We start from the raw sequence: 15,720 nt of genomic DNA, 5'->3' as shown, positions 1-15,720 counted from the left end.
CGCGCTCACCCTCCCGCCGTCTGCCTGACCCATTCGGCCCAGGCCAGGGCCTCCCGGTCCTGGCCGAAGCCGGCGACGAGCTGCGCCCCGAGCGGCAACCCGCGCGGCCCCGTCCCGACCGGCACGGTCACGCAGGGGACGTGCAGCAGGGTCCAGAGCGAGTTGAAGGCCGGGTCGCCGGTCCAGCCGAGGCCCTGCGGCGCCTCGCCCGGGGCGCTCGGCGTCAGGATTGCATCGTATCCGGCAACGACATCGGCGAAGGCCGCCCGCGCCGCGGCGAAGGCGGCCCGCCCCGCCAGCAGCGCCGACCGCCCTTGGCTGCGGCCCCAGTCCAGCCGCTCCTGCAGCCCCTCCGAGACCTGCGCCCGGGCATGGTCGAGTTCCCAGGCCAGCGCCTCGGCCGACTCGCCGTTCATCACCAGCGCATGCGCCTCGAAGCCGGCGACCACCGCGGCCGGCAGCTCCACCGCCTCCACCCGGGCCCCGGCCCGCGTCGCCGCCGCAGCCACGCGCTCGATCGCGGCACGCGTCTCCGGCCCCGCCTGGTCCGCCGCCGGGCCCCAGCAGAGGCCGAGCCGCGGTGCCCGCCCCGGTCGGTCTTCCGGCGCCCCGTAATCCCCGCCGGTCAGCCCCGCCATGGCGAGCGCCGCATCGCCCACGCTGCCGGCGATGACGCCGATCGTGTCGAGCGATTCCGACATCACCTTCATCCCCGCCCGGTGCAGCGTGCCGAAGGAGGGCTTGAAGCCGACCGCGCCGCAATAGGCGGCCGGCCGGATGATGCTGCCCGCCGTCTGCGTCCCGAAGCCGGCATGGAAGAACCCGGCCCCCGCCCCCGCCGCCGAGCCGGAGGAGGAGCCGCCCGGCGTATGCGCCGGATTGTGCGGATTGGTCGTCGCCCCCGGCTGCCGCGTGGCGAATTCGGTGGTGACCGTCTTGCCGAGGATCACCGCCCCCGCCCGCCGCGCCAGGGCGACGCAGGCCGCATCGGACCGGGGCCGGTGCCCCGCCCAGATCGGCGAGCCGTACTGCGAGGGCTGGTCCGCCGTGTCCAGCACGTCCTTCACCCCGAAGGCAAGGCCCGCCAGCGGCCCCGCCCGCCTCGCCCTCACTGCCCGGTCGACCGCCGCCGCCTGGCGCAGCGCCAGCGCCGGGTCGAGATGGATGAAGGCCCGGACCTCCCCCTCCCGCGCCGCGATGCGCGCAAGCATCGCCTCGGTCAGCGCGGTGGCGGAGAGGCGGCCGTCGCGGATGCGCCGGGCGGCCTCGGTGGCGGGCAGGGTTGCGGGATCGGTCATGCGCCGAGCTTAGGCCGAACCCGCGCGCAGGCGACAGCGCCCGCGCGCGGCAAAACCATCCTCTTCCGCAACGCCGCTGGCGCCGGCCCCCCGCCGCCCCCAGATTGGGGTCAATGCCCCCTTCCATCCGTGTGGCCGAGGCGCCGAACGGCGCGCTCACCTACGCCGTCCCCCTGCCGCCCGAGCGCCTTCCCCCGGTCGCCCCGCGCCAGCTCCTCGCAGCCTGGGAGCTGGCCCGCGAGGCGGCCGGTCGCCAGCAATGGGGCAAGCCCCGCCGCCTGCTCTTCCCCCGCGCCGAGGGCGAGCCGATGGAGCTCGCCATCGCCGACCGCGACGCCGCCGCCTGGGCCGAGGCCATCGACTCGGCGGTCGGGCTGGACACGATCGGCGGCCTCAGCCTTTGCCTCCGCCTGCTGGCCCTGGTCGAGATCCTCGGCCGGGCGCCCTGGCTGGCGGCGCTGTTCGCCGTCAGCCGCGGGGGAATCGATCTGCATCCGGCCTTGCTCTCCGCCGCGGCCGCCATGCCGCTGGACGGCGGGGCGCGGTTCGACGAAACCGGTCTGCGCCGGCTATTGTCCCGGCCGCTGCCTGCGGGTGGCGCCTCGAGCCTCGGCCGCATCGCATGACGGATGACCTGATGACACGCCTCCTCCCCATCGGCCTGCTCGCCCTGCTCGCTGCCTGCGCCGGCGGGCCGGACCCGGCTGTGGTGCCGCTCACGGGCAATGCCGTGCCCTCCCGCGCCGCCATTGCCCCCGGCCCCGGCGCCGTCCCCACCGTGCCGCCGCCGAGCGCCGCGCTGCGCGACCAGGCCGCGCTCGCCGCTGCCTGCCGGGCGGATGCCGACCGCATCGTCACCTTCCGCGACCGCGGCCAGCTGATGCGCGAGGACGAGCGCGACGCCCGCATCGGCACCGATGCCAGCATCTATGCCCGCCGCAGCGAGACCGACCGGCTCGGCCGCATCTACGAGCGCGACCGCATTGCCTCCGATTGCGTGCAGGAGAACTCCCCGACCGCGCCGCAGCGCTGATGGCCGGCCGCGGCCAGGAACGGCCTCATCGCGGGCCTGTCCGCCTGCGATGAGGGAGCTGCCCGCAGGACCAGGGACGAGAGCGAGGGCCGCCCGGCGATGCGAACGGCCTTCGCCCTAGGCGCTTTCGGCGCGCTGGGCCGCGCCCTGTCGCATCGCGACGCGCGGCTGTTCTTCGGTGCCTCGCTCACCTCATGGACCGGGCTCTGGATCCACCAGATCGCCGTCGCTTGGCTGGCCTGGGAGCTGACGCGGAGCGCCCTTTGGGTCGGGATGGTCGCCTTCTGCGACCTGGCGCCGGCCGTGATCTTCAGCCCCATCGCCGGCGCCGTCGCCGACCGGATGGACCGGGTGAAGCTCACCATGGCCGCCCAGGCGACCATCGCGCTGGAGGCGGCAGCCATCGGGACGCTGCTCGCCACCGGCAACCTCGGCATCGGGCTGCTGCTGGCGCTCGAGGTGCTGAAGGGCACCGCCTCCTCCTTCGCCCAGCCGGCGCGGCAGAGCCTGATGCCCGGCCTCGTGCCGCGCGCCGACCTGCCGGCCGCCGTCGCCTGCAACTCGCTCTGCTTCAACCTGGCGCGCTTCATCGGCCCCGCTATCGCCGGGCCGCTGATCGCCACCGCCGGCGTCATGCCCGCCGTCTTCCTCAACAGCCTCGCCTATCTCGCGGCGACGCTGACCATGCCCAGTCTCCGGGTCGAGGCGGCGCAGCGCCGCGGCCATGCGCCGCAGGGCAGCGTCCTCGCCGCTACCGTCGCCGGCTTCCGCTATGCCGGGCGGCATCCCGGCATCGGGCCACTGCTCGGCTTCGCCGCCGTGGCGGCCGTGCTGATGCGGGGCGTGCAGGAGATCCTGCCGCCCTTCGTCGAGCGCCTTTTCACCCGCGGCGCCGATGGGCTGGCGATGGTGACGGCCTGCATCGGCATCGGCGCGCTCTTCTCGGGCCTCTGGGTCGCCGGCCGCGGCAAGCTGGAGGGGGCGGTGACGCTCGCCATCCTCGCCGCCGCCTGCCAGGCGCTCTTCACCATCGGCTTCGCGGCGACCGGCTTCTTTCCCTTCGCCCTGCTCTGCGCGGCGCTGATGGGCGCCAGCGCCTCGGTGCACGGCATCCTGGTCCAGACGCTGGTGCAGAATGCCGCCGATGCCTCGATGCGCGGCCGGGTGCTAAGCCTCTGGGGCATGATCACCCGTGCCTGCCCGGCCAGCGGGGCGCTGGCGCTCGGCACGGCGGGCGAGTTCCTCGGCCTCCGCTGGCCGACCATCGGCGCCATGCTGGCGGCGCTGCTCGTGGTGGGCTGGGGCTGGCGGCGGAAGCCTGCGATGGTGGCGTCGCTCGAGACGCGAAGCTGACCGGAGGAGACGAAGCGATGGACGACCTGCCCCTGCCGCCCGGCATCCGCAGCCGCTTCCTGGACGGCATTAACGGCCTCACGATGCATGTGCTGGAGGCCGGCGACCCGCAGGCGCCCTGCCTGCTGCTGCTGCACGGCTTTCCGGAGCTCGCCTTCTCCTGGCGCAAGGTGATGCTGCCGCTGGCCGCCGCGGGCTACCACGTCGTCGCCCCCGACCAGCGCGGCTATGGCCGCACCACCGGCTGGAGCGCCGAGTATGACGGCGACCTCGCCCCCTTCCGTCCCTTCAACCTGGTGCGCGACGCGATGGGGCTGCTGGCGGCGCTCGGCCATGATGGCGCTGAGGCGGTGATCGGCCACGATTTCGGCTCGCCGATCGCCGCCTGGTGCGCCTTGCTGCGCCCCGACCTCTTCCGCCGCGTCGTGCTGATGAGCGCGCCCTTCGCCGGGCCGCCCCCGCTTCAGGAGGGCGCCAGGCCCCGCCCCGCCGCGCCCGACATCCATGCCGCGCTCGCGGCCCTGCCACGGCCCCGCAAGCACTACCAGTGGCACTACTCCACCCGCGAGGCCAATGCGGAGATGCAGCATGCCCCGCAGGGCCTGCCCGCCTTCCTCCGCGCCTACTACCACGCGAAGAGCGCCGACTGGCCGGAGAACCGTCCCTTCCCCCTCGCCGCCTGGACCGCGGAGGAACTGGCGAAGCTCCCCGGCTACTACGTGATGGACCTGGCGAAGGGCATGGCCGCGCAGGTCGCGCCCGAGATGCCCTCGCCCGAGGCGGTTGCGGCGAACCGCTGGCTGCCCGAGGCGGAGCTCGCCGTCTATGCCGCTGAGTATGTCCGCACCGGCTTCCAGGGCGGGCTGCAATGGTACCGCTGCAACACCAGCCGCCGCTTCGAGGCGGAGCACCAGCTGATGGCCGGGCGCCGCATCGCGCAGCCCTCGCTCTTCATCGCCGGCGCCAGCGACTGGGGCATCCGGCAGGTGCCCGGCGCGCTGGAGCGCATGCAGCGCGAGGCCTGCACGGACATGCGCGGCTGCCACCTGATCGAGGGCGCCGGCCACTGGGTGCAGCAGGAGCAGCCGGAGCGGACGGCGGCGCATCTGCTCGATTTCCTCCGCCCTTCCTGAGCGGCAGCGGCGCGGATAGTCTCCGGCGCTGAAGCGCAGGACATCCGATCATGTTGAACACCGCGATCGTCGGCATGGGCCGCTGGGGCCGAACCCTGGTGGAGAGCGTGCAGCGGAAGAACGGGGCGGGCCTTCGGTTCGTCGCCGGGACCACCGGCACCCTCTCCAAGGCCGAGGCCTGGGCCGCCGAGCAGGGCATCCGCCTGCATCCGGACTACGCCGCAGTGCTCGCCGACCCGGAGGTGCAGGCCGTGGCGCTGGCGACACCGCACAAGCAGCATGCCGAGCAGGTGCTCGCCGCCGCCGCGGCCGGCAAGCATGTCTTCGTCGAGAAGCCCTTCACCCTAAGCAAGGCCAGCGCCGAGGCGTGTGTCGCCGCCTGCCGGGAGGCGGGGGTGGTGTTGGCGCTCGGCCACAACCGCCGCTTCCTGCCGGCGACGCTCGAGATGAAGCGCATGCTGGCCGAGGGCGCGCTCGGCACCGTGCTGCATGCCGAGGGGCATATCAGCGGCCCGGGCGCCTTCGGCTGGAAGCCCGGCATGTGGCGCGCCGACCGCGAGGAGAGCCCGCTCGGCGGCATGGGCGCCATGGGCATCCACATGATCGACATACTGGTGAACCTGATGGGCCCCTTCGCCGAGGTCACCGTGCAGTCCTTCGCCCGCGTCTCCACCCATGTCGACGACACCACGGCGATGCTGGCCCGCTTCGCCTCCGGCGCCACCTGCAGCTTCGCCACCCTCTCGCTCACCGCGCGCTACTGGCGCGTCGCGCTCTTCGGCACCAAGGGCCATCTGGAGATGCAGGGCCAGGACCGCCTGGTCTTCACCCCGGTCGAGGGCGAGGGCTGGGTCCGCGACTTCGACAAGGTCGACATCGAGGCGGCGGAGCTCGAGGCCTTCGCCGCGGCGGTGGCCGGCGGCCCGGCCTATCCGCTGCCGGTCGCGGAGGCGATCCACGGCGTCGCCGTCTTCGAGACCATGATCGGCGCCGCCGCCTCCGGCAGCAGCTATGCGGTGGGCTGAGCGGCTTGCCGGTGCCGGTAGGGGGCCGTAGAACGGCCGCGTCTTCCAAGGAGGGGCAGAGGATGTCGAAGATCACCCGCCAGGGCAGCAATGCCATCCTGTCGAATTCGGTCGAGTATCATAACTTCGTCTACCTGGCCGGCATGACCGCCGACGACCTCTCCCAGGACGTCACCGGGCAGACGAAGCAGGTCCTCGCCAAGATCACCGCGGCGCTGGAGGCCAACGGCACCGACACCACCCGCCTGCTGACCGCGCAGATCTGGCTGAAGGACATCCGCGACCGGGATGCGATGAACAAGGTCTGGCTGGAATGGCTCGGCGATGCCGGCCGCCCGGCGCGCGCCTGCGTCGAGGCCAACATGGCCGATCCGCGCCATCTCGTTGAAATCATGATCACCGCTTGCCGCTGACCGGCGGACTCGCACGGGGCGGCGCCTTCCGGGGCGCCGCCCTTTCTTTGACTGTGACATGCCTGCCGCCACACTGTGGCTGCGCTCATTTCTGAGACCTTGGCTAGGACCATCGTCCGTTCACGGACCAGTAATTGGCCGTGCTTCCGAAGAATCGCCCCTGATGTCCGGATGTTTCGCCGCTCCCGGTTGCGCGAGACATTTGCGACCGGGATAACCGCATATGTGTCGTGAAGTTACGACTTCGCGAGCGGAAACGGGCACCCGAACCGGGGAGTGGGTATGCGGATGCATCGGACGGCGATGGCGTGGTGCGTGGCGATCGGTGCGCTGGCGGCGTCTGGCGACGCCATGGCCGCACAACGGGACCAGGCGCAGCAACGTCATGGCGGCGGTGCAGTGCGCAAGCCCGGCCTGGCCGCCCAGGCCACGCCGCACCGGACGGCGAGCCGCACCGCCCGTCACCGCCGCAGCCATGCCCGCACTGCCGCGGCAGGCGTGAGCGGCGGCATCTCCTGCGTTCCCTATGCCCGCGCCGTCACCGGCCTGCAGATCAGCGGCAATGGCGGCGACTGGTGGGGCAATGCCGCCGGCCTCTACGACCGCGGCCAGCGGCCGGAGCCTGGCGCCGTCATGGCCTTCCGCGCGACGGGCGGCATGTCCCGCGGCCATGTCGCCGTGGTGCGCCAGGTGGCCGGGCCACGCGAGGTCCGCATCGACCACGCCAATTGGGGCGGCCCGGGCATCCGCCCCGGCACGGTCATGCAGGATGTCAGCGTGATCGACGTCTCGGACGCCAATGATTGGTCGGAGGTGCGCGTCCAGGTCGGGCATGACGATACCGCCTTCGGCCGCGTCTACCCGACCTACGGCTTCATCTACAACCGGCCGGATGACGGCGTGCACACCGGCACCGCCTATGCCGGCATGCCGCTCAACCGCAGCATCCGCTACGAGCAGCTGGCCGACATGCCGGCAAACGGCCGCGGCTACAGCCTCCAGGGCATCGCCCCGCTCCGCAGCGCCGAGGCCCGCGCCGCCCGCTAGGCCCCAGGCGCGATCGCGTCTTGCGCGGGGGCGCGGGCGTGGCACTGTCCAGGGGATGACGCGCTTCCACCCGGCCGGCTGATGGTCCTCGAGATCCGGGACCTCGCCATCACCTTCCGCACCGATCGCGGCCCTCTCCGGGCCGTCGACGGCATATCCCTCGCGGTCGAGGCCGGGCAGACGCTCGCCATCGTCGGCGAGAGCGGCTGCGGCAAGTCGGTCACCGCGCTGGCCGCCATGGGCCTGCTCCCGGGCAATGCCAGGCTCTCCGGCTCCATCCGCTTGCGCGGGCGGGAGATGGCGACGCTCGGCCCGGCGGAATGGCGCCGCCGCCGCGGCCGGGAGATCGCCATGGTCTTCCAGGAGCCGATGACCAGCCTCAACCCCGCCTTCACCGCCGGCGAGCAGGTCGCCGAGGTGCTGCGGCTGCATGAGCGCCTCGGCGAGCGCGCCGCCTTCGACCGGGCCGTCGCCCTCCTGGAGCGCGTGCGCATCCCCGAGGCGGCGCGGCGGGCGCGGCAGTACCCGCACCAGCTCTCGGGCGGCATGCGGCAGCGGGTGATGATCGCCATGGCGCTCGCCTGCCGCCCGCGCCTGCTGATCGCCGACGAGCCGACCACGGCGCTCGATGTGACGGTGCAGGCGCAGATCCTCGCCCTGCTCGACGAGCTGAAACGCGAGACCGGCACGGCGGTGGTGCTGATCACCCATGACCTCGGCGTGGTCGCCGACCATGCCGACGAGGTGGTCGTCATGTATGCCGGCCGCGTCGCAGAGCGGGCACCGGCCGCGCGCCTCTTCGCCCAGCCGGAGCATCCCTATACCGTCGGCCTGCTCGGCGCCGCGCCGCGGATCGAGGATGCGCGCGCGCGGCTCGCCAGCATCGAGGGCACCGTGCCCGACCTGCTGCACCCGCCGGAGGGCTGCCGCTTCGCCCCGCGCTGCCCCTTCCGCGGCGCCGACTGCGCCCGCCAGCCGCGGCTCGTCGAGCTCGAGCCGGGCCATGCGGCGGCCTGCTGGCGCGCGCCGCTCGACCGGGTTCTCGCCGCATGAGCGAGCCGCTGCTCGAGCTCAGCGGCCTCCGCAAGTACTTCCCGGTGCGCGATGCGCTCGGGCGGTCACGCGGCGCGGTCAGGGCGGTGGATGGCGTCTCGCTCGCGGTCGAGCGCGGCACGGTGCTGGCGATCGTCGGCGAGAGCGGCTGCGGCAAGTCGACGCTCGGGCGCCTCGCGCTGCGGCTGATCGAGCCGGATGAGGGGACGGTGCGCTTCGACGGCGAGGATCTCGGCCGGCTCTCCGCCGCCGCGCTGCGCGCCCGGCGGCGCGACATGCAGCTGATCTTCCAGGACCCTTTCGCCAGCCTCGATCCGCGGATGACGGTGGGCGCCGCCATTGCCGAGCCGCTCCGCCTGCACCGCATCGTGCCGCGCGCCGGCGAGGCCGACCGCGTCGCGGAGCTGCTGGAGCGCGTCGGCCTCCGCCCCGACGCCGCGCGTCGCTGGCCGCACGAGTTCAGCGGCGGCCAGCGCCAGCGCATCGCCATCGCCCGCGCATTGGCCAGCGGCCCGCGCCTCGTCATCGGCGACGAGCCGGTGAGCGCGCTCGACGTCTCCGTCCAGGCGCAGGTGGTGAACCTGCTCGCCGGCCTCATCCGCGACCTCGGCCTCACCTTCGTCCTGATCAGCCACGATCTCGGCGTGGTGCGGCACATCGCCGACCGGGTGGCGGTGATGTATCTCGGCAGCCTGGTCGAGGAGGGTCCGGCGGCGGAGGTCTTCGCTTCACCGCGCCACCCTTACACGCGAGCGCTGCTCGCCGCCGTGCCCGGGCGCGGCCTCCGCGCGCCGCCGCTCGAGGGCGACGTGCCGAGCCCGATCGCGCCACCCGCCGGCTGCCGCTTCCACACCCGCTGCCCGCATGCCGAGGCCGCCTGCCGCGAGCAGGTACCGGCGCTCGTGGGCGAGGCGCATCGCGCCGCCTGCCACCTGCAGGACCGGCTGCCACCGGCCCCTGTCCTGCAGGCCCATGAGCCGGGCGGCGAGAGGCTGCGCCGCCTGCAATCCTTCTTCCAACCCGCCGGGAGCGATGCATGATCCGACGAACCCTCCTCGCCGCCCTCGCCTCGCTGGCGATGGCCGGCGCGGCCGAGGCGCAGACGTTCCGCATCGGCCTGCGCGAGGATCCCGACATCCTCGACCCGACCCTGGCCCGCACCTTCGTCGGCCGCATCGTCTTCGCCACGCTCTGCGACAAGCTCTTCGACATCAACGAGAAGCTTGAGATCGTCCCGCAGCTCGCCACCGGCTATGCCTGGGAGGATCCGAAGACGCTGCGCATCACGCTGCGCGAGGGCGTGCGCTTCCATGACGGCGAGGCGATGGATGCCGAGGCTGTGCGCTACTCGCTCAACCGGCACATGACGATGCAGGGCAGCTTCCGCCGCAGCGAGATCAGCGCCATGGAGACGGTGGAGGTGGTCGACCCGAAGACCATCCTCATCCGGCTGAAGGCACCTTCCTCGCCGTTCCTTTCCCAGCTCACCGACCGCGCCGGCATGGTCGTCAGCCCGAAGGCGGCGGAGGCCGCCGGGCGGAACTTCGGCAATGCGCCGGTCTGCGCCGGGCCCTACCGCTTTGTCGAGCGGGTGGCGCAGGACCGCATCGTGGTCGAGCGCTTCGACGGCTACTGGGATGCGGCGCGCATCCAGATCCCGCGCATCTCCTTCCTGCCGATCCCGGACAGCACCGTCCGCCTCGCCAACCTGCAGTCCGGCGCGCTGGAGATGGTGCAGACCATCGAGCCGGACGATGTGAAGGCGGTGCAGGCCAACCGGCGGCTCCGGGTCGTCGCCTATGACGAGCTCGGCTACCAGAGCATCACCGTCAACATCGGCAACGGGCCGCGGGCCAATACCGCCTTCGGCCGCGACCCGCGCATCCGCGCCGCCTTCGAGCTCGCCATCGACCGCAATGCGGTGAACCAGGTGGTCTATGAGGGCGCCTACACGCCGACCGCGCAGCCCGTCCCGCCCGGGAACCCGTACCACGTCCCCGGCTTCCGCCCCGAAGGACGCGATGTGGCCCGCGCCCGGGCCCTGCTGCGCGAGGCGGGCGTCACCACGCCGGTGCCGGTCGAGATGACCGTGCCGAACAACCCCGACCTCCGCCAGGTGGGCGAGGTGATCCAGGCCATGGTGCAGGAGGCGGGCTTCGCGCTGAAGCTGAACGCCATGGAATTCGCTTCCAGCTTGCAGGCGGCCAATCGCGGCGACTTCGAGACCTATCTCGTCGCCTGGTCGGGCCGTGTCGATCCGGACGGCAATACCTGGACCTTCATGCACAGCCAGGGCGGGCAGAATGACGGGAAGTATGCGAACCCCGAGGTCGATCGGCTGCTCGACGAGGCCCGCGTCGAGACCGACGTGGCGGCACGCCGCGCCCTCTATGGCCGCATCTTCGAAATCGCGCTGCGGCAGGACCGCAGCCGCGTCTTCCTCTGGCACCGCAAGAACATCGTCGCGCACACGGCGCGGCTGAGCGGCTTCGTCCCCGTCGCCGACGGGCTGATCCGGCCGCAGGGGCTGAGGCTGAACTAGGAGGCGCCACCATGGACGAGACGATGCATTTCTACCACGCGGCGCAGACCCGCTCGACCAGCGTGCACGCGCTGCTCGAGGAGCTGGGCGCGCCCTACGAGCTGCACCGCCTCGACCTCAAGGCGGGCGAGAACCGGCAGCCTGGCTACTTGGCAGTCAATCCGCTCGGGAAGGTGCCGGCGATCCGCCATCGCGGCGAGGTGGTGACGGAGCAGGTGGCGATCTTCCTCTACCTCGCCGACGAGTATCCGGCGGCCGGGCTGGCGCCGGCCATCGGCGACCCGCTGCGCGGGCCCTATCTGCGCTGGATGGCCTTCTACGGGGCGAGCTTCGAGCCGGCCGTCGTCGACCGCGCGATGAAGCGCGAGGCTCCGCTGCAAGGCATGTCGCCCTACGGCGATTTCGACAGCGTGCTGCGCGCGGTGACGGACCGGCTCGAGTCCGGGCCCTGGCTGCTCGGCCAGCGTTTCTCAGCGGCCGACATCCTCTGGGGCGGGGCCTTCGGCTGGACCATGGGCTTCGGCATCGTGCCGGCGCTGCCGGTGCTGAAGGACTATGTCGCCCGCGTCGCCGACCGGCCCGGCTGCCGGCGGGCGCGGGCGGCGGATGCCGCCTGATGCTCGGATGGCTCCTGCGGCGCATCGGGCAGATCGTCCCGACGCTGCTCATCCTCTCCGTGCTGATCTTCGGGCTGCAGCAGCTGATGCCGGGCGACCCGGCGCTGATCCTCGCCGGGGAGGAGCGCGGCGACCCGCAGGTGCTGGCGCAGATCAGGGCCGAGCTCTTCCTCGACCGCTCCCTGCCGGAGCAGTACCTGCACTGGATCGGCCGCGCGGTGCAGGGCGATTTCGGCTTCTCCTGGCGCATCCGCGAGCCGGTGGCGAAGCTCATCCTCGAGAAGCTGCCGGTGACCTTCCAGCTCGCGGTCATGGCCTTCGTCATCGCGCTGCTGATTGGCATCCCGGCTGGCGTGCTCTCCGCCGTGCGGCGGGACCGGCCGACGGACTGGCTTGTTAATGCGGTCGCGCTCTTCGGCATCTCAACGCCGAATTTCTGGCTCGGCATCATGATGATTCTGCTGTTCAGCGTGCAGCTCGGCTGGCTGCCGCCCTCGGGCTACGTGCCGCTCAGCGAGGATCCGGTGCAGAGCCTGGCGACGACCATCATGCCGGCCTTCGTGCTCGGCTCCGGCATCGCCGGCGTGCTGATGCGGCATACGCGGGCGGCGATGCTCGGCGCGCTCGCCCAAGACTATGTGCGGACCGCCCGCGCCAAGGGCCTGGACGAGCGGGCGGTGGTCGGCCGGCACGCCCTGCGCAATGCGCTGATCCCGGTGGTGACGCTCGGGACGATCGAGTTCGGGCGGCTGCTGGCGGGCGCGGTGCTGACGGAGCAGGTCTTCACCATCCCCGGCTTCGGCAAGCTCATCGTCGATGCGGTGTTCAACCGCGATTATCCGGTGGTGCAGGGGGTCGTCATGGCGACGGCGCTGATCTTCGTCGGGCTCTCCCTCGTGGCCGACCTCCTCTACATGGCGGTCAATCCGCGGCTGCGCGTGGCATGAGCGCCGCCTCGGGTGCAGGCCGCGGAGGGCTGGACCGCCCGCGCGAGCAGGCCGACAGCCCCGGGCGGAGGGCGCTGCGGCGCTTCCTCCGGCACCGGCTGGCGGTGTTCGGGCTGCTCGCCGTCCTGCTCTTCCTGCTCGCCGCGCTGCTGGCGCCGTGGCTGTCGCCGGCGGATCCCTTGCAGACCTCCTGGACCGCCATCCGCAAGCCGCCCTCGCCGGAGCACTGGTTCGGCACCGACGAGAACGGGCGGGACGTGCTGGCGCGGGTGCTCTACGGCGCGCGGGCCTCGATGGCGGCGGGGGTGCTCTCGGTCTCGGTGGCGTTGCTGATCGGGGTGCCGATCGGGGTGCTGGCCGGGCTGGCGGGCGGCTGGGTGGATGCGGTGATCGCGCGCATCGCGGATGCGATGCTTTCGGTGCCCTTCCTCATCCTCGCCATCGCGCTGGCGGCCTTCCTCGGGCCGGCGCTCGAGAATGCGATGCTGGCGATCGCCATCACCGCCTCGCCGATCTTCGTCCGCCTCGCGCGGGGGATGGCGCTGGAGGCGCGGGCGACGGACTGGGTGGAGGCGGCCCGGGCGCTCGGCAACCCGCCCTGGCGGCTCGGCCTCGTGCATGTGCTGCCGAACATCGTCCCGCCGCTGCTGGTGCAGGCGACGCTCTCCATCGCGGAGGCGATCATCGCCGAGGCCTCCCTGAGCTTCCTCGGTCTCGGGCAGCAGCCGCCGGCGCCTTCCTGGGGGAGCATGCTGAACAGCGCGCAGCGCTTCCTGACCCAGGCGCCGTGGCTGGCGGTGTTTCCGGGGCTGGCGATCTTCTTGGTGGTGCTGGCCTTCAACCTCGTCGGTGACGGGCTGCGGGATGCGCTCGATCCGCGGGGGGAGCGGGGTTGAAGCGCCTCAAGTCTTGAAGGGCCGGCGGCGGCGGGCATTGGAAACCTTGGGGTTTCGGGCGGGGTTTGAAGGATTGAGGATTTGAGGATGGTGCCATCCCCTGGCCGGCCAGCATGGGGATGGCGGTGATCATAGGACCGTAGTCCGGTCGTTCCGGGCAAGCAAGCGGTCCCTACCCCATCGCATAGACCGCCCGCTCGAAGGCGGCGAAGAGGTCGAGGATCCTGGGGTCGGCGAAGGGCAGGGTCTGGGTCAGCAGCACGCCGCAGCGGTCATGGGTCGGGTCGATCCAGTAGTAGGTGTTGCCGAGGCCGGCCCAGGCCATGCTGCCGGGGGCGCGGCCGCCTGCGGGATGCGCCTCCTCGTTCAGCATGAAGGCGAGGCTCCAGCGCTTCCGCTGGCCGGGGAAGAACTCGGCATGGTTCGAGGCGCCGGGCTGGGCGGTGGCGAGCGGTCCGACCAGCAGCTCGCCCATCTGGTTGCGGCCGAGATCCTCGACGGTGCTGGGGGAGAGGATGCGGGCGCCGTCCAGCGTGCCGCCGTTCAGCACCATGCGGCAGAAGCGGAGATAGTCGGGCGCGGTGCCGTAGAGGCCGCCGCCGCCCATGTCGAACTCCTGCTCGTCCGGGATCGGGAAGGGGATGGGCGACAGGCTGCCATCGGCGCCGCGGGCATGCATGGCGGAGAGGCGCGCGCGCTGCGCCGGGCCGGGGCGGAAGCTGGTGTCGGCCATGCCGAGGGGGCCGGTGATGCGCTCCTCGATCACCTCGCCGAGGCGCCGGCCAGTGACGGCCTCGACGGCGAGGCCGGCCCAGTCGATGCCGATGCCGTAGTTCCAGGCGGTGCCCGGGTCGGCGATCAGCGGTGTGGTCAAAGCCAGGCGCTTGCGGGAGGCGACGCCGGGAATGCCCTTCATCTGCATGTAGCGGACGAGGTCGGGGTTCCAGATGTCGTAGCCGAAGCCGCTGGTATGCGTCAGGAGCTGGCGGAGGGTGATGGTGCCGCGGGCGGGGCGAAGGACGGGCTCGCCGGCCGGGGAGAAGCCTTCGAGCACCTGCGGCCTGGCGAGGTCGGGCAGCACCTCGGCGATGGGGCCGTCGAGGGTGAGGCGGCCGGCCTCGACCTGCTGCAGGGCGGCGATGCTGGTGACGGCCTTGGTCATGCTGGCGATCCAGCCGAGCGTGTCGGGCGTCATCGCCTCGCCGCCGGCGGCGGAGCGGCAGCCCGCGGCGCCCTCGAAGAGCGTGCCCGCGGCGTTGCCGGCGGTGGCGACGATGCCGGCGGCGGTGCCGTTCTCGACGGCCTCGTTCAACAGCTTGGCGATCTCGTTCATGGGTGGGGGACTCCGGACGGGTTGGGGATGGCCGGACCAAGCCCGGCCCTGACAGGAGGGATCAGCCGGCCTGGGCGCGCTTATGGGCGATGAGAGCCATGAGGCGGCGGTCGCGCCAGGCGCTGCGGGCCTCGATGCCGTCGAGCGGCAAGCCGGCGCGGCGCGCCTCGGCGACCTGGGCGACGGTCTCCTTGTCGTAGAGGAAGGGCGTCTGCTCCTCGGTGATGGCGCCCATTAGCGGGCCGAAGCGCTCGGCATAGTCGGCGACGCCGCCCGGGGCGTTGAGGTCGATGGTCTCGAAGGGCCCCATGAAGGACCAGCGGAGGCCGAGCCCGTCCTTGACGCAGGCATCGACATCCTCGGCCGACATGACGCCGTCGCGGACCATGCGGAAGGCCTCGGCGACCAGCGCCGCCTGCAGCCGGTTGAGGACGAAGCCGCGCGTCTCCTTGTGCGCGGTCACCGGGACCTGGCCGACCTGCTCCATCAGCGCGCGGGTGCGGGCGATGGTGGCGGGGGCGGTCCAGGGGGCGCCGACCAGCTCGACGAGCGGGATGAGGTAGGGCGGGTTCACCGGATGGGCGACGAGGCAGCGGGCGCGGCCGGGGAGGTCCGCGGTGAACTCGCTGGCCGGGATGCCGCTGGTCGAGGAGGCGAGGACGACCTCGGGGCCGCAGATCCGGTCCAGCTCGGCGAAGATCTCCTGCTTGGGGGCCAGGCGTTCCGGGCCGTTCTCCTGGACATGGGCGGCGCCGGCGACGCAGTCGGCCAGCGTCGCGGCGGCGGTGATGCGGGCGGCGATCGCGGCGGGCGCCTCGGTGACGAGGCCGGCGGCATGGAGGTCGGCAAGGCTGTCGGCGACCAGCGCGAGCGCCCGGTCGGCGACGCCCGGCATCTTGTCCCAGAGGCGGACGGCGTGGCCGCTGCGGGCGAAGACGATGGCCCAGGCGCGGCCGATCAGCCCGGCGCCCACCACTGCGATCCTGTCCATGAAAATCGTCCTTCCGTGACGTTCCGTCCCGCGATTCGG

Annotated in this window: 16 protein-coding genes; 13 read left to right on the top strand and 3 right to left on the bottom strand. The window is 72.6% G+C overall.

Going from position 1 to position 15,720, the window contains the following annotated elements; genetic code table 11:
• Positions 1 to 5: 5 nt before the first annotated feature.
• Positions 6 to 1,298, bottom strand: coding sequence for an amidase (locus AC5JJ1_RS23005; protein WP_495787445.1), 1,293 nt, complete (start codon positions 1,296 to 1,298; stop codon positions 6 to 8).
• 113 nt (positions 1,299 to 1,411) lie between these two features.
• Between AC5JJ1_RS23005 and AC5JJ1_RS23000 the strand changes: the two genes are divergently transcribed.
• From AC5JJ1_RS23000 to AC5JJ1_RS22940, 13 genes are all read left to right on the top strand, one after another.
• Positions 1,412 to 1,924 (top strand): hypothetical protein, encoded by a 513-nt coding sequence (locus tag AC5JJ1_RS23000; RefSeq protein ID WP_495787444.1) that lies wholly within the window; start codon positions 1,412 to 1,414, stop codon positions 1,922 to 1,924.
• A gap of 11 nt (positions 1,925 to 1,935) precedes the next feature.
• Positions 1,936 to 2,331, top strand: coding sequence for a hypothetical protein (locus tag AC5JJ1_RS22995; RefSeq protein ID WP_495787443.1), 396 nt, complete (start codon positions 1,936 to 1,938; stop codon positions 2,329 to 2,331).
• 99 nt (positions 2,332 to 2,430) lie between these two features.
• On the top strand, positions 2,431 to 3,684 hold the full coding sequence (locus AC5JJ1_RS22990; RefSeq protein WP_495787442.1) for an MFS transporter: 1,254 nt from the start codon (positions 2,431 to 2,433) through the stop codon (positions 3,682 to 3,684).
• A gap of 17 nt (positions 3,685 to 3,701) precedes the next feature.
• Entirely contained in the window at positions 3,702 to 4,817 is a 1,116-nt protein-coding gene (locus AC5JJ1_RS22985; RefSeq protein ID WP_495787441.1) for an alpha/beta hydrolase, read from the top strand.
• A 50-nt stretch (positions 4,818 to 4,867) separates the two neighbouring features.
• On the top strand, positions 4,868 to 5,842 hold the full coding sequence (locus tag AC5JJ1_RS22980; protein ID WP_495787440.1) for a Gfo/Idh/MocA family protein: 975 nt from the start codon (positions 4,868 to 4,870) through the stop codon (positions 5,840 to 5,842).
• Positions 5,843 to 5,904: 62 nt separating this feature from the next.
• Positions 5,905 to 6,255 carry a RidA family protein gene (locus tag AC5JJ1_RS22975; protein WP_495787439.1) on the top strand — a complete coding sequence of 117 codons (351 nt, stop codon included), beginning with the start codon at positions 5,905 to 5,907 and terminating at the stop codon, positions 6,253 to 6,255.
• Positions 6,256 to 6,537: 282 nt separating this feature from the next.
• Positions 6,538 to 7,302 (top strand): CHAP domain-containing protein, encoded by a 765-nt coding sequence (locus tag AC5JJ1_RS22970; RefSeq protein WP_495787438.1) that lies wholly within the window; start codon positions 6,538 to 6,540, stop codon positions 7,300 to 7,302.
• Positions 7,303 to 7,383: 81 nt separating this feature from the next.
• Positions 7,384 to 8,355, top strand: a complete 972-nt coding sequence (locus tag AC5JJ1_RS22965) for an ABC transporter ATP-binding protein (RefSeq protein WP_495787437.1) — start codon at positions 7,384 to 7,386, stop codon at positions 8,353 to 8,355.
• Positions 8,352 to 9,395 carry an ABC transporter ATP-binding protein gene (locus tag AC5JJ1_RS22960; RefSeq protein WP_495787436.1) on the top strand — a complete coding sequence of 348 codons (1,044 nt, stop codon included), beginning with the start codon at positions 8,352 to 8,354 and terminating at the stop codon, positions 9,393 to 9,395. The genes AC5JJ1_RS22965 and AC5JJ1_RS22960 overlap by 4 nt, the downstream gene beginning before the upstream one ends.
• Positions 9,392 to 10,897 (top strand): ABC transporter substrate-binding protein, encoded by a 1,506-nt coding sequence (locus AC5JJ1_RS22955; RefSeq protein WP_495787435.1) that lies wholly within the window; start codon positions 9,392 to 9,394, stop codon positions 10,895 to 10,897. The genes AC5JJ1_RS22960 and AC5JJ1_RS22955 overlap by 4 nt, the downstream gene beginning before the upstream one ends.
• Positions 10,898 to 10,908: 11 nt before the next feature.
• Positions 10,909 to 11,514 carry a glutathione S-transferase family protein gene (locus AC5JJ1_RS22950; protein WP_495787434.1) on the top strand — a complete coding sequence of 202 codons (606 nt, stop codon included), beginning with the start codon at positions 10,909 to 10,911 and terminating at the stop codon, positions 11,512 to 11,514.
• Positions 11,514 to 12,461 (top strand): ABC transporter permease, encoded by a 948-nt coding sequence (locus tag AC5JJ1_RS22945; RefSeq protein ID WP_495787433.1) that lies wholly within the window; start codon positions 11,514 to 11,516, stop codon positions 12,459 to 12,461. Before AC5JJ1_RS22950 ends, AC5JJ1_RS22945 begins: the two co-directional genes overlap by 1 nt.
• Entirely contained in the window at positions 12,458 to 13,357 is a 900-nt protein-coding gene (locus tag AC5JJ1_RS22940; protein ID WP_495787432.1) for an ABC transporter permease, read from the top strand. Before AC5JJ1_RS22945 ends, AC5JJ1_RS22940 begins: the two co-directional genes overlap by 4 nt.
• A 172-nt stretch (positions 13,358 to 13,529) precedes the next feature.
• Here AC5JJ1_RS22940 and AC5JJ1_RS22935 read toward each other — a convergent pair whose 3' ends face one another.
• Together AC5JJ1_RS22935 and AC5JJ1_RS22930 are read right to left on the bottom strand one after the other, a co-directional pair.
• Positions 13,530 to 14,690: a serine hydrolase domain-containing protein gene (locus AC5JJ1_RS22935; protein WP_495787431.1), complete on the bottom strand. Its 1,161-nt coding sequence runs from the start codon at positions 14,688 to 14,690 to the stop codon at positions 13,530 to 13,532.
• A 61-nt stretch (positions 14,691 to 14,751) separates the two neighbouring features.
• The gene (locus tag AC5JJ1_RS22930; protein ID WP_495787430.1) at positions 14,752 to 15,681 is read right to left on the bottom strand and encodes a 3-hydroxyacyl-CoA dehydrogenase; all 930 of its coding nucleotides are present in this window, start codon (positions 15,679 to 15,681) and stop codon (positions 14,752 to 14,754) included.
• Positions 15,682 to 15,720: the final 39 nt, after the last annotated feature.

This window comes from Belnapia sp. (genome assembly GCF_059504005.1).
The sequence above is the reverse complement of the archived record's forward strand: the minus strand, read 5'-3'. Positions and strand labels throughout refer to the sequence as shown.

Excerpts from the sequence above, each read along its gene's own strand:
- AC5JJ1_RS23005 (WP_495787445.1), bottom strand. The coding sequence starts at position 1,298 with ATGACCGATCCCGCAACCCTGCCCGCCACCGAGGCCGCCCGGCGCATC.
- AC5JJ1_RS23000 (WP_495787444.1), top strand. The coding sequence starts at position 1,412 with ATGCCCCCTTCCATCCGTGTGGCCGAGGCGCCGAACGGCGCGCTCACC.
- AC5JJ1_RS22995 (WP_495787443.1), top strand. The coding sequence starts at position 1,936 with ATGACACGCCTCCTCCCCATCGGCCTGCTCGCCCTGCTCGCTGCCTGC.
- AC5JJ1_RS22990 (WP_495787442.1), top strand. The coding sequence starts at position 2,431 with ATGCGAACGGCCTTCGCCCTAGGCGCTTTCGGCGCGCTGGGCCGCGCC.
- AC5JJ1_RS22985 (WP_495787441.1), top strand. The coding sequence starts at position 3,702 with ATGGACGACCTGCCCCTGCCGCCCGGCATCCGCAGCCGCTTCCTGGAC.
- AC5JJ1_RS22980 (WP_495787440.1), top strand. The coding sequence starts at position 4,868 with ATGTTGAACACCGCGATCGTCGGCATGGGCCGCTGGGGCCGAACCCTG.
- AC5JJ1_RS22975 (WP_495787439.1), top strand. The coding sequence starts at position 5,905 with ATGTCGAAGATCACCCGCCAGGGCAGCAATGCCATCCTGTCGAATTCG.
- AC5JJ1_RS22970 (WP_495787438.1), top strand. The coding sequence starts at position 6,538 with ATGCGGATGCATCGGACGGCGATGGCGTGGTGCGTGGCGATCGGTGCG.
- AC5JJ1_RS22965 (WP_495787437.1), top strand. The coding sequence starts at position 7,384 with ATGGTCCTCGAGATCCGGGACCTCGCCATCACCTTCCGCACCGATCGC.
- AC5JJ1_RS22960 (WP_495787436.1), top strand. The coding sequence starts at position 8,352 with ATGAGCGAGCCGCTGCTCGAGCTCAGCGGCCTCCGCAAGTACTTCCCG.
- AC5JJ1_RS22955 (WP_495787435.1), top strand. The coding sequence starts at position 9,392 with ATGATCCGACGAACCCTCCTCGCCGCCCTCGCCTCGCTGGCGATGGCC.
- AC5JJ1_RS22950 (WP_495787434.1), top strand. The coding sequence starts at position 10,909 with ATGGACGAGACGATGCATTTCTACCACGCGGCGCAGACCCGCTCGACC.
- AC5JJ1_RS22945 (WP_495787433.1), top strand. The coding sequence starts at position 11,514 with ATGCTCGGATGGCTCCTGCGGCGCATCGGGCAGATCGTCCCGACGCTG.
- AC5JJ1_RS22940 (WP_495787432.1), top strand. The coding sequence starts at position 12,458 with ATGAGCGCCGCCTCGGGTGCAGGCCGCGGAGGGCTGGACCGCCCGCGC.
- AC5JJ1_RS22935 (WP_495787431.1), bottom strand. The coding sequence starts at position 14,690 with ATGAACGAGATCGCCAAGCTGTTGAACGAGGCCGTCGAGAACGGCACC.
- AC5JJ1_RS22930 (WP_495787430.1), bottom strand. The coding sequence starts at position 15,681 with ATGGACAGGATCGCAGTGGTGGGCGCCGGGCTGATCGGCCGCGCCTGG.